The sequence below is a fragment of the Streptomyces sp. NBC_00988 genome (assembly GCF_045162645.1).
Taxonomy (GTDB): domain Bacteria; phylum Actinomycetota; class Actinomycetes; order Streptomycetales; family Streptomycetaceae; genus Streptomyces.
On sequence record NZ_CP108730.1, the window covers coordinates 7,937,166 to 7,956,697 of the forward strand.

At 71.8% G+C, this 19,532-nt stretch carries 14 protein-coding genes; 11 read left to right on the forward strand and 3 right to left on the reverse strand.

What is annotated here, in order from left to right; genetic code table 11:
* Positions 1 to 34: 34 nt before the first annotated feature.
* Together OG496_RS36645 and OG496_RS36650 are read right to left on the reverse strand one after the other, a co-directional pair.
* Complete coding sequence (locus tag OG496_RS36645; protein ID WP_405973932.1) at positions 35 to 1,579, reverse strand: alpha/beta hydrolase; 1,545 nt, start codon at positions 1,577 to 1,579, stop codon at positions 35 to 37.
* Between the two features lie 96 nt (positions 1,580 to 1,675).
* The gene (locus tag OG496_RS36650; protein WP_399387096.1) at positions 1,676 to 4,435 is read right to left on the reverse strand and encodes a lysylphosphatidylglycerol synthase domain-containing protein; all 2,760 of its coding nucleotides are present in this window, start codon (positions 4,433 to 4,435) and stop codon (positions 1,676 to 1,678) included.
* Between the two features lie 186 nt (positions 4,436 to 4,621).
* Between OG496_RS36650 and OG496_RS36655 the strand changes: the two genes are divergently transcribed.
* The 6 genes from OG496_RS36655 (at position 4,622) to OG496_RS36680 (ending at position 15,079) form a co-directional block, all read left to right on the forward strand.
* Complete coding sequence (locus OG496_RS36655; RefSeq protein WP_405973933.1) at positions 4,622 to 5,008, forward strand: MGMT family protein; 387 nt, start codon at positions 4,622 to 4,624, stop codon at positions 5,006 to 5,008.
* Positions 5,009 to 5,265: 257 nt separating this feature from the next.
* Positions 5,266 to 8,697: an ATP-dependent helicase gene (locus OG496_RS36660; protein WP_405973934.1), complete on the forward strand. Its 3,432-nt coding sequence runs from the start codon at positions 5,266 to 5,268 to the stop codon at positions 8,695 to 8,697.
* Positions 8,698 to 8,797: 100 nt separating this feature from the next.
* Positions 8,798 to 12,385 carry an ATP-dependent DNA helicase gene (locus tag OG496_RS36665; protein WP_405973935.1) on the forward strand — a complete coding sequence of 1,196 codons (3,588 nt, stop codon included), beginning with the start codon at positions 8,798 to 8,800 and terminating at the stop codon, positions 12,383 to 12,385.
* Positions 12,386 to 12,389: 4 nt separating this feature from the next.
* Entirely contained in the window at positions 12,390 to 13,808 is a 1,419-nt protein-coding gene (locus tag OG496_RS36670) for a dipeptidase (protein ID WP_405973936.1), read from the forward strand.
* A 155-nt stretch (positions 13,809 to 13,963) separates the two neighbouring features.
* Positions 13,964 to 14,908: an NAD(+) diphosphatase gene (gene nudC / locus OG496_RS36675; protein ID WP_366489735.1), complete on the forward strand. Its 945-nt coding sequence runs from the start codon at positions 13,964 to 13,966 to the stop codon at positions 14,906 to 14,908.
* Between the two features lie 45 nt (positions 14,909 to 14,953).
* Positions 14,954 to 15,079: a hypothetical protein gene (locus OG496_RS36680; protein WP_405973937.1), complete on the forward strand. Its 126-nt coding sequence runs from the start codon at positions 14,954 to 14,956 to the stop codon at positions 15,077 to 15,079.
* Positions 15,080 to 15,151: 72 nt separating this feature from the next.
* Here the strand turns inward: OG496_RS36680 and OG496_RS36685 are convergent, their stop codons facing one another.
* Positions 15,152 to 15,409: a mycoredoxin gene (locus OG496_RS36685; protein ID WP_318018708.1), complete on the reverse strand. Its 258-nt coding sequence runs from the start codon at positions 15,407 to 15,409 to the stop codon at positions 15,152 to 15,154.
* Between the two features lie 184 nt (positions 15,410 to 15,593).
* On the opposite strand from OG496_RS36685, the gene OG496_RS36690 reads away from it, so the two are divergent.
* From OG496_RS36690 to OG496_RS36710, 5 genes are all read left to right on the forward strand, one after another.
* Positions 15,594 to 17,789 carry an ATP-dependent DNA helicase UvrD2 gene (locus OG496_RS36690; protein WP_405973938.1) on the forward strand — a complete coding sequence of 732 codons (2,196 nt, stop codon included), beginning with the start codon at positions 15,594 to 15,596 and terminating at the stop codon, positions 17,787 to 17,789.
* A gap of 168 nt (positions 17,790 to 17,957) precedes the next feature.
* Positions 17,958 to 18,275 carry a hypothetical protein gene (locus OG496_RS36695; RefSeq protein ID WP_399387109.1) on the forward strand — a complete coding sequence of 106 codons (318 nt, stop codon included), beginning with the start codon at positions 17,958 to 17,960 and terminating at the stop codon, positions 18,273 to 18,275.
* Between the two features lie 173 nt (positions 18,276 to 18,448).
* Positions 18,449 to 18,817 (forward strand): WhiB family transcriptional regulator, encoded by a 369-nt coding sequence (locus tag OG496_RS36700; RefSeq protein WP_019058340.1) that lies wholly within the window; start codon positions 18,449 to 18,451, stop codon positions 18,815 to 18,817.
* Entirely contained in the window at positions 18,814 to 19,140 is a 327-nt protein-coding gene (locus tag OG496_RS36705; protein WP_366489738.1) for a hypothetical protein, read from the forward strand. The genes OG496_RS36700 and OG496_RS36705 overlap by 4 nt, the downstream gene beginning before the upstream one ends.
* Before the next feature lie 133 nt (positions 19,141 to 19,273).
* Positions 19,274 to 19,483, forward strand: a complete 210-nt coding sequence (locus OG496_RS36710; protein WP_405973939.1) for a hypothetical protein — start codon at positions 19,274 to 19,276, stop codon at positions 19,481 to 19,483.
* Positions 19,484 to 19,532 lie beyond the last annotated feature (49 nt).

A 19,532-nucleotide genomic window follows, 5' to 3' on the forward strand; every position in this document is an offset into this window, starting at 1 on the left:
ACCTGCGCGTTTGCCCGGATTTCGGGAGACGGGTTCAGGAGCAGACGGTGCCGGCCGCCGGGACTTTCCCGTTCAGCAGATAGCCGTTCACCGCGCTCTGCACACACTTGTTCTTGCTGTCGTACGCCCCGTGCCCCTGGCCCTTGTACGTCAGCTCGACCGCGACGCCCTTGCCCAGCGCGTCCACCATCTTCCGCGCGCCCTCGTACGGCGTGGCCGGGTCACCGGTGTTGCCTACGACGAGGATCGGCGCCGACCCGGCCGCGCTCACATCGGGATGGTCGGCGGCGCCCGGCACGGCCCAGTCGGTGCAGCTGACCATGCCCCAGGCGAGGAAGTCGCCGAAGAGGGGAGAGGCGGCCCGGAACGCGGGCAGCTTCTGCTCCACGTGGGCGGCGGTGTATCTCGGCCTGTCGTCGGCGCAGTTGATGGCGATGTTCGCCGCGGTGATGTTGCTGTACTCGCCGTTCTCGCTGCGCCCGTTCATGGAGTCGGACAACGCCATGAGGACCTTGCCGTCGCCGCTGTATGCCTGTTCGAGGCCCTCGGTGAGGTACTCCCAGAAGTCCTTCGAGTACAGCGCCTGAGCGATGCCGTTCGTGGCGGCGGTCTGGGTCAACTGACGGGGGAAGATGCCCGGGATCGGCTTGCTGTCGAGGTCCTTGAGCAGCTTGGCGATGCGGTCCTTGACGTCCTGCGCGGTGTCACCGACCGGGCAGTCCGTGGTCTTCGACGTGCAGTCGTCGGCGAAGTTGTCGAGCGCGAGCTGGAAGCCCTTGGCCTGTCCCAGGGAGCCCTGTTCGGAGTTCTGGGTGGGGTCGACGACCGCGTCGAAGACGGCGCGCCCCACGTGCTGGGGGAACAAGTGGGCGTAGACGCCGCCGAGTTCGGTGCCGTAGGAGATGCCGAAGTAGTGCAGCTTGTCGTCGCCGAGGACCTGGCGCATCAGGTCCATGTCGCGGGCCGCGTCGGTGGTGCGCACCTGGGGGAGCATCTTCTTGGAGTGCTTCTCGCAGGCCGCGTTGAACTGCTTGGTGTTGGCCAGGAGCTTGGTGCGCTCGGCCGTGGTGTCCGGGGTCGCGTCCTGCTGGAAGTACTGGTCGAGCTGGGAGTCGCTCTCGCACTCGACGCCGGCGCTGCGGCCCACCCCGCGCGGGTCGAAGCTCACCAGGTCGTAGCGCGTGCGCAGGGTCGCGTAGTCCTCGCCGAACGCGGGCAGTGTGGTGACGCCCGAGCCGCCGGGGCCGCCGAAGTTGAAGACGAGCGAGCCGATCCGCTTGCTCGCGGCGCCACTCGCCTTCGCCCGGACCAGGGCGAGTCCGATCGTGTCGCCCTTGGGCTTGCTCCAGTCGAGCGGCGCCTTCATGGTGGCGCACTGCCACTTGGTGCCGTTCGGCAGCGGCGACGGCGCGGCGCCGCCGCCCTCGGCCTCGGACGGGGCCGGGCAGTCCTTCCAGCTCAGCTTCTGGGCCGTCGGATCCTCGTCCTTGGAGTCGCCGCCGCAGCCCGCCAGCGTGGCGGACAGCAGGACGACGGTGGCGGTCAGGGCAGCGGCACGCAGCCGGGAGGGGTTCGGCATGATCCCATCCTGAGGTCGCATGCGGCGGTGCGCTCGGGGCGCGGGCCGTACGAGGTACGCACGCGTGCGTGCACCACGTCCGTACGCGTGCGTGCTCTACAAAGAGCCCTTGCGGGACAGGTGGTTGAAGAACAGCCACCCCGGCAGTACCGGGATCCACAGCGTCAGCAGCCGGTACAGCAGCACCGCCGGAGCGGCGACCTCCTTGGGGAGGCCCACGGCGATCAGACCGAGCGTCAGGCTCGCCTCGACCGCGCCCACACCGCCCGGGGTCGGGGCCGCAGAACCGAGCGCGTTGCCCGCGAGGAAGACGACCGCGACGCTGGCCAGGCTGAGCGACGTCGACTGGTCGCCGAACGCGCGGATCGACGCGTCCAGGCACATCACGAAGCAGGCGGTCAGCAGCAGCATGCCGCCGATGCCGGTGACCAGCTTCTGCGGCCGCTGCAGCACGTCGAGCATGCGCGGGATGACACCCGCGAAAAGCGACCGCACGCGCGTGACGAGGAACTTCCGCAGGAACGGCACCGAGGTCACCACGAGCACGAGCACCGCCACCGTCAGCAGACCGGCGATGACCGTCCGGGACGGCGACAGGGACGGCGTCTTCTCGGTGCCGGTCAGATAGCCGAACGACAGCAGCATCAGGATGTGGCAGCCAAGACCGAACAGCTGCGAGGCGCCGACACTCGCCACCGCGAGCCCTGGGCGCACCCCGGCACGCTGCAGGAAGCGCGTGTTCAGGGCGACACCGCCGACCGCGGCCGGGGCGACGATCTTCACGAACGACCCGGCGACCTGCGCGGCCACGGCCCGCAGGAACGGCACGCGCTCCGGCACGAACCCCAGGAGGGCCATCGCCGCCGCGAAGTAGCTCAGCGCCGAGAACAGCACGGCTGCGGCCACCCAGCCCCACTGGGCGTTGGCGACGAGCGGACCGAACTCGATGTGCGTGAGCTGAGTCAGCAGGAAGTACGCGCCGATCGCACCCGCGATGAAACTGATCAGCGTGCGCGGCCGCACCCGCTCCAGACGGGCCGGTTCGACGTGCGCCTGCGGTCTGATCAGCAGCACCTGATGACGGATCTGGGTGAGCAGATCCTCCTCGCGCGCCTCGTCCAACGCCTCGTCGATGGCCCGCTTCTCGGCCCGCTGCTCCGCGCGCACGGCCTTCTTGTCCGGCTTTTCGAGTACGGGCGTGGAGCCCTCCGAGGCCTCCTCCGCGCGGGCCAGCCTGGTCTGCCGGGACGCCTCCAGGATCGCGTCGCGCTCCCGCTGAGCGCGTTCCCGGGACAGGCGTCGCAGCGTCGCGCGCGTGGAGCGCGACAACGCGATCGGCTGGAGCATCGGCAGACAGTCGGCCACGGCGTCGGGCCCGAGGACACCGACCGCCGAGGCCACCGCGCGCTCGGCGCCCACCCGCAGACCGATCGTCGTCACCAACTGGGCGACGTCCATGCGCAGCAGCAGCTCACCGGCCGCGATCTCACCGCCGCGCAGGTCCGTGAGGATCACCGTGCCGGAACGATCCACCAGAATCGCGTCACCGGCGAGCCTGCGGTGGGCGATGCGCCGCGACTGCAGTGCCTGCACCTGATGCCAGGCCAGGCGCAGCAGATCGTCGGTGATCTCCTCGTCCGCGAGCGAGTCGAGCGTGCGCCCACCGGTGTGCTCGTAGACGAGCATCACGGCGTCGGGGCCGAGCTCCGAGGTCGCGATCAGCTTCGGGGCGTTGGCCCCGGCCGCGATCGCCGCGTACGCCAGCAGGGCCTCCTGCTCCAGCGCCTGGCGCAGCGACTGGAGGCTGCTGCGGGTCGCGAAGCCGCGCAGCGTCAGATTCCGCCACGCCCGGTAGAAGAAGCCCTGGGCCTGCTGTTCCCGGTCGACCACGGTGACGTCCAGCGGCGGACCGTCCTCCAGGGTCACGAAGTAGCGCCGGCCGCGGTCGCCGTTCTCCGTGTCGACGACCTCCTCGCGGGCCGCGCCCACAGGGTGGAAACCGACCGTCCGCAGGCCCGCCATCAGCGTCCGTCCGGTGGGGCGGACGTTCGGCGAGCCCACCGCGTACAGCGTCCCGTAGGCCACGGTCCAGCCGATGAGCACCGTCAGGATGATCGAGAACGGCGTCGTGTACCCGGTGACCAGCATCGAGAAGGCGTCGAGCAGCAGCACGATCCACAGCACGGAGCGCCAGCGCGGCCTCCGGGACATGCCTACGGCCGTCATGTAGGCGATGACGGGCGCCAGGTAGCCGTGCACCGGGTCGGTGAGGGCGTGGATGTCGCCGGGGGAGGGCTGAGTGAGCGCTTCTTGGATGGAGCCCGGGGCGGCCTTGGCGACCCACAGGTCTGTGGCGAGTGTCACTCCGTGTGCGAGGACCGCCGCGAGCACGCCGTCGGCGATGCGCAGCCCGTCCCGCTTGATCAGCCGCTCGATCGCGAAGGCGACCGGCACCAGCAGGATGGCGATGCTGGACGCCAGCCCCGCGATCTTGATCAGCAGGTCGGGCGCCTGCCCGGTGCCCTTGTTGATGTCCTGTTCGAGCCCCGAGGTCGTGCCGTGCGCGAACGCGGCGATCGCGAGCAGTACGACGATCGCGAGAAAGCCCACCAGGAGGCGCATGAGATCGGAGGGGCGGTGCACGCGCGCGGGGAGCAGTGGTTCGTCGCCCTCGACCTCTTCGACGTGCGGTTCGTCGCCGCAGTCGTCGAGACCGGGCACGGGGCCAGGCGCGGGCGCGGGCGTCTCGGCGGGCCCCTCCGGGGGGTCCTGCTCGTGGGCGTCGGCGGTGTCCGGGCGCGACGCAGCGTCAGAGGTGCCCTCCGCGTCTTCGGGGTGCACACCCTGCTGCTTCATCGTCTCTTCTTGATCTCGTATCACCGGTCACCGCCCGCACGATGGTGGCATGCCCCACCGACACACGGGGGCATCAGGGTGCAAATGCGGGGGCGCACAGTCTGCCCCACGCGCCGCTCCGGGGCGAGGGATACACAGAGTCGCCAGCGCGTCGCATTGTCGGTGGGGTGCGGCAGGATGGGGCGGATGAGCGAGGAGAGCCTTCCGGACGACGCCGGCCCCGAGCACGGCGACGCGCTGCCCGAGTACGCGGAGCGCGTCCTCGACGTGGCCGAACGGATTCCGCCCGGGCGCGTCATGACGTACGGAGACGTCGCCGAATGGCTGGAGGAGGGCGGCCCGCGCCAGGTCGGCCGTGTGATGGCCCTCTACGGGGGAGCCGTTCCGTGGTGGCGGGTCGTCCGCGCGGACGGCGTGTTGCTCCCGGGCCACGAGCTGCGGGCGCTCGACAACTACCGCGGGGAGGGCACTCCTCTGAAGGAGGCGAGCAGATCCGCCGAGGGGCACCTGCCGCGCGTCGACATGAAACGGGCGCGATGGGACGGCGGCGAGCGCGCGGACGGTCACACCTGACAGCTTCCGCCATCGGACGCGCCCCGGGGCGACCTGTGGCCCGTACGGGGGAAACCCGGCACGTCCGTGGCATGCCGTACGTTCGAGGGGCGAGGGACGCGAGGGGCGCGCGAGCCGTGAGGGAACGCGCGGAAGTCCTGCTTCCCGGTGACCCGTCGGCGTAGCGTCGGCTGCACCTGTCCCCCTCACCTCGCGGTCACCGCCCTCCACGCGCGGTGGTCAGGCAACCAGCACACCCACCAGGACCGGCGAACCACGTGAGCTCCTCTTCCTCCACCAGGCGCCTGTCGCACCCCCAGGTGCGACAGGGGAGCCGTGGCGCTTACCGACTGGTGCGTACCCCGCCGACCCGGCCGGCTCCCCCTCGTCTGGACGCGCCACAGCACTCCGTGGTTGACCACGAGGCCGGTCCGCTGCTCGTCCTCGCAGGTCCCGGCACCGGCAAGACGACCACCCTCGTGGAGTCCGTCGCCGCACGGATCGCCCGGGGAGGTGACCCCGCGCGGATCCTCGTGCTGACGTTCAGCCGCAAGGCGGCCGTCGAGCTCCGCGACCGCATGGCGCTGCGCATCGGCGCCGCCCGCGCGCCCCGCGCGACCACCTTCCACTCGTTCTGCTACGCCCTGGTCCGCGCCCACCAGGACAGCGACCTGTTCGTCGAGCCGCTACGTCTGCTGTCTGGCCCGGAACAGGACGTCGCCGTACGCGAACTGCTCGCCGGCCAGCCCGACCTGGAGCGGCTCGGCCTCGCCCACGTGCGCTGGCCCGACGAACTGCGGGCCTGCCTCACCACCCGCGGCTTCGCCGACGAGGTCCGCGCGGTCCTCGCCCGCAGCCGCGAACTGGGCCTGGGCCCCGGCTCCCTGGACGCCTTCGCCCGCCGCATCGGCCGCCCCGACTGGCGTGCCGCCGCCGCCTTCCTCGCCGAGTACCTCGACGTACTCGACCTCCAAGGAGTGCTCGACTACGCGGAACTCGTCCACCGCGCGGTGCTCCTCGCCCAGCGCCCCGAGGTCGCCGAGCGGCTTGCCGCGCAGTACGACGCCGTGTTCGTGGACGAGTACCAGGACACCGACCCGGCGCAGGTACGGCTGCTGCACGCCCTGGCAGGGGGCGGCCGCAACCTCGTCGCCTTCGGCGACCCCGACCAGTCGATCTACACGTTCCGGGGCGCCGACGTGAACGGCATCCTGGACTTCCCGAGCGCCTTCCCGCGCGCGGACGGCAGTCCGGCCCCCGTAGAGGTGCTCCGGACCTCCCGCCGCTCAGGCGCCGCCCTGCTGACCGCCACCCGCCTGCTCACCCAGCGCATGCCCCTGACCAGGCTCCCTGCGCAGAAGGTGCGCGCCCACCGCGAGTTGTCCCCGGTACGGGACGGCGGCCGCGTCGAGGTCTACACGTACCCGACCCCCGGCACGGAGCTGGACAACATCGCCGACATCCTCCGCAGGGCACACCTGGAGGACGGCGTCCCCTGGAAGGACATGGCCGTCCTGGTGCGCGCCGGCTCCCGGACGATCCCCACGATCCGCCGCGCCCTCACGGCGGCCGGCGTCCCCCTGGACATCGACGGCGACGACCTGCCCCTGCGCCACGAACCGGCGGTGGCACCGCTGCTGACGGCCCTGCGGGCGGTGGCGGCGGCGGAAGCATCAGTGCGGCCCGAGGACGACACCGAAGCCGTACGAGCCGTAGGGGAGGCCGACGACGTAGAAGACGCCGACGACGAACGGACCGCGGCGGAAGCCGAGGACGAGCACGAACAGGCCACGCCGGAAGCGGATCCCGAAGAGCCCGTTGCGCCCTCCTGGCTCGACACCGAAACCGCGCTCACCCTGCTCGTCTCCCCCCTCGCCGCCATGGACGCCGCCGACCTGCGCCGTCTGGGCCGGGCGCTGCGCGAGGAGGAGCGGGCCGGTGGCAACCCCGTGCCGCCGCCCTCGGACGAGCTGCTCACGCGGGCGCTCGCCGAGCCGGAGCGGCTGGTCGCGCACGACCCGACGTACGCGCGGGGAGCCCAGCGCCTGGGCGCGCTGCTGCGCAAGGCACGGGAGCGCCTGGCGGGCGGCGGTACGGCCGAGGAGGCGCTGTGGGACCTCTGGCAGGGCACACCGTGGCCCGGGCGCCTGGAGCGGGCGACACTGCGCGGTGGCGCGGCAGGGCGCAACGCGGACCGCGACCTGGACGCCGTCTGCGCGCTGTTCGCGACCGCGGCCCGCGCGGAGGAGCGCACAGGAGGCCGGGGCGCCCTCAACTTCCTGGAGGAGATCGACGCCGAGGACATCGCCGCCGACACGCTCACACGGCGTGCCGTACGCCCCGACGCCGTACGCCTGATGACCGCACACCGCTCCAAGGGCCTGGAGTGGAACCTGGTCGTCGTGGCCGGCGTCCAGGAGGGCCTGTGGCCGGACCTGCGCCGGCGCGGCTCCCTCCTGGAGGCCGACCGCATCGGCCGCGACGGACTCGCCGAACCGCTCACCCCGGGGGCCCTGCTCGCCGAGGAACGCCGCCTGTTCTACGTCGCTGCCACACGCGCGCGTGAACGCCTCGTCGTCACCGCCGTGAAGGCACCCGCTGACGACGGCGACCAGCCGTCCCGCTTCCTCACCGAACTCGGCGTCGAGCCCAAGGACGTCACCGGCCGCCCGCGCCGCCCGCTGTCGGTCGCCGCCCTGGTCGCCGAGCTGCGCGCTACGACCGTCGACCCGCGCGTGTCCGAGACCCTCAGGGAGGCCGCCGCGCGCCGGCTGGCCCGGCTGGCCGCGCTTACCGACGAGGAGGGCCGCGCGCTGGTCCCGTCCGCGCATCCGTACCGCTGGTGGGGCATGTACGACCCGACCGAGAGCAAGGTGCCGCTGCGTGACCGCGACCAGCCTGTCGTGCTCTCCGGAAGCGCCCTCGACCAGCTCGCCAACACCTGTGCCCTGCAATGGTTCCTGGGCCGCGAGGTGAAGGCCGACGCGCCCGCGACCGCCGCCCAGGGCTTCGGGAACGTGGTGCACGTCCTCGCCGACGAGGTCGCCTCCGGACGCACCCCCGCCGACCTCGACGCCCTCATGGAACGCCTCGACACCGTGTGGAACGCGCTCGCCTTCGACGCGCCCTGGAAGTCGGCACAGGAGAAGGACAACGCGCGCGTGGCGCTCGAACGCTTCCTGAAGTGGCACGTCGACTCCAACGGCGTCCGCACCGGCCGTACGCCGGTCGCCAGCGAGCACGACTTCGACGTCACCCTCGAAGCGGGCGACTACGAAGTGCGCATCCGCGGTTCCATGGACCGCGTCGAGGCGGACGGCGAAGGACGCGCCTACGTCGTCGACTTCAAGACCGGCAAGCAGACGCCCACCGCCCGCGAGGTGGAGCGCCACCCCCAACTCGCCGTCTATCAACTCGCCGTCCAGGAAGGCGCCGTCGACGAGGCCTTCGACGGAGTGCGCCCCGAACCGGGCGGCGCCGAACTCGTCCAGCTGCGCCAGGGCGCCGCGCAACGGGACGGCGGCGAGACCCTGCCCAAGGTGCAGGCCCAGGAGCCCCTGGAGGGGGAGTGGGCCGGTGAACTGCTGGCCACGGCCGCGGGCAAGGTCCTCGACGAACGGTTCACGCCTACGGCCGGGCAGCACTGCGCGCACTGCGCGTTCCGGGCGTCGTGCAGCGCACGGCCCGAGGGACGACACGTCGTCGAGTAACTCGCGTGACGTATCGCACCACATGTGCTGACCTGCGCTTCTTCTGCACCTGAGGGCGATTGGTCCTCGACTGTCAGTGGCCGCCGCTAGCCTCTCCGACATGCCCGCCCGTATCACCGATCCCGAGCAGCTCAAGGAGCTCCTCGGCATCCCCTTCACCCCGGAGCAGACGGCCTGCATCATCGCGCCGCCCGCCCCGCAGGTGATCGTGGCCGGAGCCGGGTCGGGCAAGACGACGGTGATGGCGGCCCGCGTGGTGTGGCTGGTCGGCACCGGCCAGGTCGCCCCCGAGCAGGTCCTCGGCCTGACCTTCACCAACAAGGCCGCCGGTGAACTCGCCGAGCGCGTCCGCAGGGCGCTGATCAAGGCGGGCGTCACCGACCCCGACGTCATTGACCCGGACAACCCCCCGGGCGAGCCCGTGATCTCGACCTACCACGCCTTCGCGGGCCGCCTCCTGACCGACCACGGCCTGCGCATCGGACTCGAACCGACGGCCCGACTGCTCGCCGACGCCACCCGCTTCCAGCTCGCCGCGCGCGTGCTGCGCGAGGCCCCGGGGCTCTACCCTGCGCTCACCCGCTCCTTCCCCGACCTCGTCAGCGACCTCCTCACGCTCGACGGCGAGCTGTCCGAACACCTCGTACGCCCCGAGGAGTTGCGCGCCTACGACGCCGAGCTGCTGCGCGCACTGGAGGGCCGCAAACTCAGCAACGCCGAGCTGCGCAAGGTCCCCGAGGCGGCCGCCGCACGGCGTGAACTCACCGAGCTGGTGAGCCGCTACCGGACCGCCAAGCGCGAGCGCGACCTGCTCGACTTCGGCGACCAGATCGCCCTCTCCGCGACCCTGGCCCGCACCCGCCCCGAGGTCGGCGACATCCTGCGCGACGAGTTCCGGGTGGTGCTGCTCGACGAGTACCAGGACACCTCGGTCGCCCAACGCATCCTCCTGGCAGGCCTGTTCGGCGCCGGTACGGGCCACCCGGTGACCGCCGTCGGCGACCCCTGCCAGGCGATCTACGGCTGGCGCGGCGCGTCCGTCGCCAACCTCGACGACTTCCCGGAGCACTTCGCGCACGCCGACGGCCGCCTCGCCGCCCGCCAGTCGCTCAGTGAGAACCGCCGCAGCGGCGGCCGCCTCCTCGACCTCGCCAACAACCTCGCGGAACCCCTGCGCGCCATGCACGCGGGCGTGGAGGCCCTCCGCCCGGCCCCCGGCGCCGAGCGCGAGGGCATGGTCCGCTGCGCGCTGCTGCCCACCCACACCGAGGAGATCGACTGGCTCGCCGACTCCATCGCCCACCTCGTACGGACCGGGAAGGCACCCGGCGAGATCGCCGTCCTGTGCCGTACGGCCACCGACTTCGCCGAGATCCAGGGCGCCCTCGTCGCCCGCGACATCCCGGTCGAGGTGGTCGGCCTCTCCGGGCTGCTGCACCTGCCCGAGGTCGCCGACCTCGTCGCCGTCTGCGAAGTCCTCCAGGACCCCGGCGCCAACGCCTCCCTGGTCCGGCTGCTGACCGGCCCGCGCTGGCGCATCGGCCCGCGCGACCTCGCCCTCCTGGGCCGGCGCGCCCGGTTCCTCGTGTCCCACACGCGCGTGGGGGCCGACGACGACCCGGACCGCCGACTCGCCGAGGCCGTCGAGGGGGTCGACCCCTCCGAGGTGATATCGCTCGCCGACGCCCTCGACACGTTCCTGGAGACACCCCTGTACGGCGCCGACCGCACCGGGGACGACGACGGGCTGCCCTTCTCACCGGACGCGCGCGTGCGCTTCGCCCACCTCGCCACCGAACTGCGCGACCTGCGCCGCTCCCTGTCCGACCCCTTGATGGACGTCCTGCACCGCGTCCTCGCTGTCACCGGCCTGGAGGTCGAACTGGCGGCGTCCCCGCACGCCCTGGCCGCCCGCCGCCGCGAGACCCTGTCGAACTTCCTGGACGTTGCCGCCTCCTTCGCCGCGGGCGACGGCGAGGCGAGCCTGCTCGCCTTCCTCGGCTTCCTGCGGACCGCCGCCCAGTACGAGAAGGGCCTCGACAACGCCCTGCCCGGCGGCGAGAACACCGTCAAGGTGCTCACCGCGCACAAGTCCAAGGGCCTGGAGTGGGACGTCGTGGCCGTCCCCGGCCTGGTCACCGGAACCTTCCCCAGCGGCCAGGGCCGCGAGAAGTGGACCGCCCAGGGCAAGGTCCTCCCGCACGCGCTGCGCGGCGACACCGCCACCCTGCCCGACGTGGCCTCCTGGGACTCCAAGGGCCTGAGGTCCTTCCACGAGGCGATGAAGGACCACCAGCACACCGAGGAACTCCGCCTCGGCTACGTCACCTTCACCCGCCCCCGCTCCCTGCTGCTCGGCTCCGGCCACTGGTGGGGCCCCACCCAGAAGAAGCCCCGCGGCCCCTCAGACTTCCTCCAGGCCCTGTACGACCACTGCGCGGCCGGAGACGGCGAGATCGAGGCCTGGGCGGACCAGCCCGAGGAGGGCGCGGAGAACCCCGCCCTGCACACGGCCACCGCCGACCAGGCCTGGCCGCTGCCCCTGGACGACGCGGCGATGGCCCACCGCCACAAGGCCGCCAAGCTGGTGATGAACCACTTGGAGTACCTCGCCTCCCACGACGAGGGCCACCCCGCGGCCACGCACGACCCGAACGCCCACGACGACCCGGACTGGCCCCCACCACCGGAGGACGACGAACCTCCTTACGACGAACCTCCTTACGACGAGCCCCCCTTCGTGGAGCCTCCCTACGAGGAGTCCCTCCCCGAGACCGAGATCGAAGCCGAAGACGCCCTCCCGGAGGACGACCTCGCCGACTGGGACGCCTGGAGCACGGACCGCCCGGCCGTTCCCCACCAGGCGACGGCCCCGCACGCCGCCGAACACTCCAGTGCGCCAGGGGGCGCACGCCCGCACCCCACGGAACCGCCTGGGACACCCCTCACCCCGGAGGAGGCCCGCGCCATCGCCTCCTGGGACCGCGACCTCGACGCCCTCACCGGCGAACTCCTGCGCGCCCGCCGGGGAGTCACCGACGTACCCCTGCCGGCCTCGCTCACGGCCACCCAGCTGATGCTCCTGGCCGCCGACCCGGACGCCCTCGCGCAGGAACTCGCGCGCCCGCTGCCGCGCCCGCCGCAACCCGCCGCACGTCGGGGCACCCGCTTCCACGCCTGGGTGGAATCACGCTACGAAGAGCTGACCCTGCCCATGCTGGAACCGGACGAACTGCCCGGCAGCGAGGCCGAGATCGCCGACGAACGCGACCTGGAAGCCCTCAAGGAAGCCTTCGAACGCACCGAGTACGCCCGGCGCACGCCCTACCGCGTCGAGACCCCCTTCCAGCTCGCGATCGCCGGCCGCGTCGTACGGGGCCGTATCGACGCCGTCTACAAACAGGGCGACGGCGACGGGACGACGTACGAGATCCTCGACTGGAAGACCAGCCGCACCCGCACCGCCGACCCGCTCCAGCTCGCGATCTACCGGCTGGCCTGGGCCGAGCTGCAGGGCGTGCCCCTGGAGGCGGTCACGGCCGCGTTCCTGTACGTGCGCGGCGGTGAGGTCGTACGGCCTGAGAACCTCCCGGACCGGGCAGCGCTGGAGCGGCTGCTGCTGGACGAGCCGGACGCGCAAGCAAACTGTGAGGAACCGCCCACCGAGGATGTCAGTGCGGGCCGATAGGCTCATGACCATGAGCCACACCGTTGACAGTGCCGTCAGCGCGGTCCGCACGTACATCGAGCAGCACCGCGCAGCCTTCCTCGACGACCTCGCCGAGTGGCTGCGCATCCCGTCCGTGTCGGCGCAGCCCGAGCACGCGCCCGACGTCCGGCGCAGCGCGGACTGGCTCGCCGCCACACTCCGGGAGACCGGCTTCCCCACCGTCGAGGTCTGGCCGACCCCGGGCGCCCCCGCCGTCTTCGCCGAGTGGCCCTCGGACGACCCCGAGGCACCCACGGTCCTCGTCTACGGCCATCACGACGTCCAGCCCGCCGCCCGCGAGGACGGCTGGGACAGCGAGCCCTTCGAGCCCGTCGTCCGCGGGAACCGCCTCTACGCGCGCGGGGCGGCCGATGACAAGGGCCAGGTGTTCTTCCACACACTCGGCGTCCGCGCCCACCTCGCCGCCACCGGCCGCACCGCCCCGGCCGTGCACCTGAAGCTGCTCGTCGAGGGCGAGGAGGAGTCCGGCTCCCCGCACTTCCGGGCGCTCGTCGAGGAGCACGCCGACCGGCTCGCCGCCGACGCCGTGATCGTCTCCGACACCGGCATGTGGTCCGAGGACACCCCCACGGTGTGCACCGGTATGCGCGGCCTCGCCGAGTGCGAGATCCGGCTGCTGGGCCCCGACCAGGACATCCACTCCGGTTCCTTCGGCGGCGCCGTGCCCAACCCGGCGACCGCCGCCGCCCGCCTCGTCGCCGCACTGCACGACGAGCACGCACGCGTGGCCGTCCCCGGCTTCTACGACGGCATCGTCGAACTCACCGACCAGGAGCGCGAGCTCTTCGCCGAGCTGCCCTTCGACGAGAAGGAGTGGCTGCGCACCGCCAAGTCGCACGCCACCCACGGCGAGGCCGGACACACCACCCTGGAGCGCATCTGGGCCCGCCCCACCGCCGAGGTCAACGGCATCGGCGGCGGCTACCAGGGCCCCGGCAGCAAGACGATCATCCCGTCGTCCGCCATGGTGAAGCTCTCCTTCCGGCTGGTCGCAGGCCAGGACCCCGACCACATCGAGAAGGCCGTCCGAGCCTGGGCGGCCCAGCAGGTGCCCGACGGAATCCGGCCGGACATCACGTTCAGCGCGGCCACGCGCCCGTGCCTGACACCCCTGGACCACCCGGCTCTGCAGTCCGTCGTCCGCGCCATGGGCCGCGCCTTCGAGAAACTGGTCCTCTTCACCCGCGAGGGCGGCTCGGGACCGGCCGCCGACCTCCAGGAAGTCCTCGGGGCACCCGTCCTCTTCCTGGGCATCTCCGTCCCCTCCGACGGCTGGCACGCCCCGAACGAGAAGGTCGAGATCGACCTCCTCCTGAAGGGCGTCGAAACCACCGCCCACCTGTGGGGAGACCTCGCCGACACCTGGCGCCGCGCGCCCTGACGAACCCGCGCGACCGGAACGGCCACGCGCGCGAGGCACACTGGAAGAACCGCCCCGCACACCCCGTCCCCGCCGGACCCGGTCGCCTCCTGCCGTATGTCCCGCTGAACCGCCCGCCGAAACAATCCGCATTGCCGGGGGAGTTGGAAGCACCCGTGACCACCTGGACCGACCACACAGCCGACCGACCCATCTCGCTCACCGCCCCGAGCGGCATCGACCGAGCCGCCCACCACCGGCTCGACGAGGCCTGGCTCGCCGCGGCGTGGAGCCACCCCACCACCCGCTGCTTCGTGGTCTCCGGCGGCCAGGTCCTCATCGACGAGACACCCGACGGCAACACCGAACTCGTCATGACCCCGTCCTTCGAGGCCCCCCTCACCGAGGCGCACCGCTACTTCCTGGGCACCGACGACGACGGCGTCAGCTACTTCGCCCTCCAGAAGGACGCCCTGCCCGGCCGTATCGACCAGTCCGCGCGGGCCGCAGGCCTGCGAGAGGCGGGCCTGCTGCTGTCACCCCGGGACGTGGGCCTGATGGTGCACGCGGTCGCTCTGGAGAACTGGCAGCGCCTGCACCGCTTCTGCTCCCGCTGCGGCGAGCGCACGGTGATCGCCGCGGCCGGCCACATCCGCCGCTGCCCGGCCTGCGGCGCGGAGCACTACCCGCGCACCGACCCCGCCGTGATCATGGCCGTCACCGACGAGGAGGACCGCATCCTGCTCGGCCGCCAGGTCCACTGGCCCGAGGGCCGCTTCTCGACGCTCGCCGGCTTCGTGGAGCCCGGCGAGTCCATCGAGCAGTCGGTGCGCCGCGAGGTCTTCGAGGAGGCCGGCATCACCGTCGGCCACGTCGAGTACGTCGCCAGCCAGCCCTGGCCCTTCCCGTCCAGCCTCATGCTGGGCTTCATGGCCCGCGCCACCTCGACCGACATCAACGTCGACGGCGACGAGATCCACGAGGCCCGCTGGTTCTCCCGCGAGGAACTGCGCGCCGCCTTCGAGTCCGAAGAGGTGCTGCCCCCGTACGGCATCTCGATCGCGGCCCGCCTGATCGAGCTCTGGTACGGCAAGCCGCTGCCGACGCGAACCTTCGTCTGAGCCAACCGGAGGCCGGCTGGCGGGGCGCGGATGAGTGGGGTGCGGATGACCGACCCGTACTGGAACCACGACGTCCACTGCCGCCCCGTCCGGTGCCTGTTGCTCGGTGCTCGGTTCCGGCGTCGGCTGCTGTGGCGCTACGTGGTCGTGGGGGACAGTCCGGCCGCGTGAGGACGACGACAAAGAGGGCGGCCCCTGACATCAAGGGCCGCCCTCTTCGGAGCTGTGTGCGCCGACCGTCGATCAGGCGCCGAGCGCCTGCTTCACCTGGGCGAGGCTCGGGTTCGTCATGACGACCTCGGAGCCGCCCTGGGAGGGAACCACCAGAACGGTGGGCACCGTCTGATTCCCGCCATTCGCCTTCTCGACGAAGGCCGCCGAAGCCGGGTCCTGCTCGATGTTGATCTCGTTGTACGCGATTCCCTCGCGGTCCATCTGGCTCTTCAGCCGACGGCAGTAACCGCACCACGTGGTGCTGTACATCGTCACAGTGCCCGACATTCTCTCGCGCTCCTCAACAGCTCGGGGGATGGGTCCTCGCAGTGGAGGGAACGTACGCGACACGGCCGCAATTCCCGCCGGGGGCGGCATGCGGCACGTGACGCCTGCCGCATTAGTACGACTGCGGGTGCCTCCCTGTGGACAACCGGCTCACCTGTCTCCGGCGACCTGGCAGCATGGCCGTGTGACAGCAGCAACGCACTCCTCCCTCTTCCCGCAGGTACCGGACTCGGCCGACGCGGTGCTCGAAGGACTCGACCCCGAGCAACGCGAGGTGGCCACCGCCCTGCGCGGTCCGGTGTGCGTGCTGGCGGGCGCCGGCACGGGCAAGACTCGGGCGATCACGCACCGGATCGCCTACGGAGTGCGCGCCGGGATCCTGCAGTCCTCCAGCGTGCTGGCCGTCACCTTCACCAACCGCGCCGCCGGCGAGATGCGCGGCCGGCTGCGCCAGCTCGGCGCCACCGGAGTCCAGGCACGCACGTTCCACTCGGCCGCGCTGCGCCAGCTCCAGTACTTCTGGCCGAAAGCGATCGGCGGCGGCATGCCCCGGCTCGTCGACCGCAAGATCCAGCTCGTCGCCGACGCGGCGGCCGCCTGCCGCATCCGCCTCGACCGCGGCGAACTGCGGGACGTCACCGCCGAGATCGAGTGGTCCAAGGTCACCCAGACCGTTCCCTCCGACTACGCGGCCGCGGCGGCCAAGGCGGGCCGCGACGTCCCCCGCGCCCCCGCCGAGATCGCCCAGCTCTACGCCACCTACGAGGACGTCAAGCGCGACCGCGCGGTCATCGACTTCGAGGACGTCCTGCTGCTCACCGTCGCCGTCCTCCAGGACCGGCACGACATCGCCGAACAGGTCCGCTCGCAGTACCAGCACTTCGTGGTCGACGAGTACCAGGACGTCAGCCCGCTCCAGCAGCGCCTCCTGGAGCTGTGGCTGGGCGACCGCGACAACCTGTGCGTCGTCGGCGACGCCAGCCAGACGATCTACTCCTTCACCGGAGCGACGCCGGACCACCTGCTCGACTTTCGCACCCGCCACCCCGGCGCCACCGTCGTCAAGCTGGTCCGCGACTACCGCTCCACACCCCAGGTCGTCCACCTCGCCAACGGCCTGCTCTCCCAGGCCCGCGGCCGTGCCGCCGACCACCGGCTGGAGCTGATCTCCCAGCGTTCCGCGGGCCCCGAACCCGTCTACGCCGAGTACACCGACGAGCCCGCCGAAGCCGAGGGCGCCGCCCGCCGCATCCGCGACCTCATGGACGCGGGCGTCCCGGCGAGCGAGATCGCGATCCTGGTCCGCACGAACGCCCAGTCCGAGACCTACGAACAGGCCCTCGCCGACGCCGGAGTGCCCTACCAACTGCGGGGCGCCGAGCGGTTCTTCGACCGCCCCGAGGTCCGCAAGGCCGGCATCGCCCTGCGCGGCGCGGCCCGCTTCGGCGGCAACGACTCCCTCCTGGACGACGTCATCGACCTGCCCTCCCAGGTCCGTGCCGTCCTCTCCGGCGAGGGTTGGACCACCGAGCCCCCGGCCGGCTCCGGCGCCGTCAGAGAGCGCTGGGAGTCGCTGGCGGCCCTGGTCAACCTCGCCCAGGACTTCGCCGCCGCCAAACCCGGTGCCACCCTCGCCGACCTGGTCGCCGAACTCGACGAGCGGGCCAACGCCCAGCACGCCCCGACCGTCCAGGGCGTCACCCTCGCCTCCCTGCACTCGGCCAAGGGCCTGGAGTGGGACGTCGTCTTCCTGGTCGGCATCGCCGAGGGCATGATGCCCATCACGTACGCGAAGACCGACGAACAGATCGAGGAGGAGCGCCGCCTCCTCTACGTCGGCGTCACCCGCGCCAGAGAGCGGCTCCACGTCTCCTGGGCCCTCTCCCGCTCACCCGGCGGCCGTCCCAACCGCCGCCCCAGCCGCTTCCTGGACGGCCTGCGCCCCGGCTCGACCGGCGTCGCGGGCAGACCCGGCACGGTCGCCCCCGGAGGCATCGAGCGCGGCTTCACGGGCGCGCCCAAGGCCGTGCCGCGCCGGACGCAGCGCACCGTGGCCCGCTGCCGGGTCTGCGGCCGCACCCTCACCGAGGCCGGTGAGATGAAGCTGATGCGCTGCGAGGACTGCCCCTCCGACATGGACGAGGGCCTCTACGAGCGGTTGCGCGAGTGGCGGGAGGTCCAGGCGCAGCGCAGCGGTCAGCCCGCCTTCTGCGTCTTCACCGACAAGACGCTGATGGCCATCGCCGAGACCGTCCCCGACGACGACGGCGAACTCGCGCGGATCCCCGGCGTCGGCGTCCGCAAGCTCAACCGCTACGGGGCCGATGTCCTGGCCATCTGCGGCGGTCAGGAGCCTGCGGAGGGTGTCGCGGAGGACTGATTCAAACTCGTCGAGAAAATAGTTTGCGCATGCCCCAGCAATCCCCATAGGTTCTTAGACACGGGAACAGGGGGCCTTCTCGAAGGCCCTGATTCCGTGCTGTACTTGCATATCCGTAGGACCGGTCTCACCCCCGGTCCCCCGAGACGCCGAGAGGAGGCGATTCCAGTGATCAGCATCAACGCCAGCTCCACCAGCACCGTGAAAATGACCGATCCCTCGGTCGTCTCCCTGTGCATGCTCGGCGTTTCGAACCTGGGCACCGGTCTGTCCGGCATTTCTGCCGCCCGTCCGGCGTCCGCCCTGTCTCTCGCGGTCCTTCCCGTCCGTGAGCGCAATGAGCGACCGACCAAGGCACTGGAAGCAGTAGGGGCACAGGCGCAGGCCTATGCCTTTGCACCCGGTGCCGGAAGCCGGAAGCAGACGACGCAGCACCACCAGATGTGGGCCTTCCGTGGGCCAGAACCCTGGAGTGATCCAGCCTGATCGATCAGGCCGGCGCCTTCAGGGCCGCGGAACCCCATCCGGGATCCGCGGCCCTTCTGTTTTCCCCGAACGGGGACGACGGAGCGAAGGGGCCTCGGGACAAGAAAAGAACCCGGTACCAAGCCGACAACCGGCCCAACAGGGCCGGACCGACCAGACGAGGAAGAACAACCGTGCAACTCGAAGCGCACGCCCCGTCCGTACCGCCTTCCGAAACGATCCCCCCGCCCGGCCTCACGGAGGACTCCACCTTGACTCCGCTCACTACGCTCACCGCGCTCGACGACGCCATCGAGAACCTGGGCGTGCCCGTCCCCTGCCGTTCCTACGACCCGGAGGTCTTCTTCGCCGAGTCGCCGGCAGATGTCGAGTACGCCAAGTCCCTCTGCCGCACCTGCCCGCTGATCGAGGCCTGCCTCGCCGGCGCCAAGGAGCGGCGTGAGCCCTGGGGCGTCTGGGGTGGCGAGCTCTTCGTCCAGGGTGTCGTCGTGGCCCGCAAGCGGCCGCGTGGCCGTCCGCGCAAGAACCCGGTCACGGCATGAACATCTTCGGAACGATCGACCGCCCCCTCACGCACGACCCCAAGAAGCAGGCCCCGATGAAGCCGTCCACTCCCAGCGAGCCCGCGGGCTCCGCGATCCCAGACTTCACCACCCCGGGTGCGACCGAGTCGCGCCAGAACAGGACCCGAGAGATGCAACTCATTCCAGAAGCCCTGGCTCGTGCGCATATGCACGAGCGCCTGCACGAGGCCGAGCGGGAACGCCGGGCCGTGCGCCTGGTGACCGCCCGCCGGATGCAGCGCAGGGCCGAGCGCGCCTCGATGCGCGCCCGCCGTGCGCTCGCCATGGCCGTCATGCAGTAACCGATCACACCTGAAGCGGTGGCCTCCCGACCTCGGGAGGCGAAAGCTCCCCCGCGGGGCCGGTCCGTCCGAACGGACCGGCCCCGCGGTGCGTTCCGCCAGCCGATCCCCTGCCGGGAGATATCGTCGCCGCGTGACGAGTCTTCCCGGAGGCAGTGACACCGGCGCCTCCACCGCGGAACCGTGGTCCGTCGTGTGCGCCCGCTGCGGCACCAGGTCCGAAGACCCGCAGCCCACCTGGACCTGCTCCGTGGAGCACGGAACCCGGCACTACTTCTGCGACACCTGCGCCAGGGAGAACCTCAGGGCGATCGAGGGACGGCTGGACTCGGCCTGGTGGTAGGCCGCACGCGCGTCACCACCGACCCGGCTCGCGCCGTCCGCGGCTCGAC

Bases quoted from the DNA above. Each gene is read 5' to 3' on its own strand.
- OG496_RS36645 (WP_405973932.1), bottom strand. From the start codon at position 1,579: ATGCCGAACCCCTCCCGGCTGCGTGCCGCTGCCCTGACCGCCACCGTC.
- OG496_RS36650 (WP_399387096.1), bottom strand. From the start codon at position 4,435: ATGAAGCAGCAGGGTGTGCACCCCGAAGACGCGGAGGGCACCTCTGAC.
- OG496_RS36655 (WP_405973933.1), top strand. From the start codon at position 4,622: ATGAGCGAGGAGAGCCTTCCGGACGACGCCGGCCCCGAGCACGGCGAC.
- OG496_RS36665 (WP_405973935.1), top strand. From the start codon at position 8,798: ATGCCCGCCCGTATCACCGATCCCGAGCAGCTCAAGGAGCTCCTCGGC.
- OG496_RS36670 (WP_405973936.1), top strand. From the start codon at position 12,390: ATGACCATGAGCCACACCGTTGACAGTGCCGTCAGCGCGGTCCGCACG.
- OG496_RS36680 (WP_405973937.1), top strand. From the start codon at position 14,954: ATGACCGACCCGTACTGGAACCACGACGTCCACTGCCGCCCCGTCCGG.
- OG496_RS36685 (WP_318018708.1), bottom strand. From the start codon at position 15,409: ATGTCGGGCACTGTGACGATGTACAGCACCACGTGGTGCGGTTACTGC.
- OG496_RS36705 (WP_366489738.1), top strand. From the start codon at position 18,814: ATGAACATCTTCGGAACGATCGACCGCCCCCTCACGCACGACCCCAAG.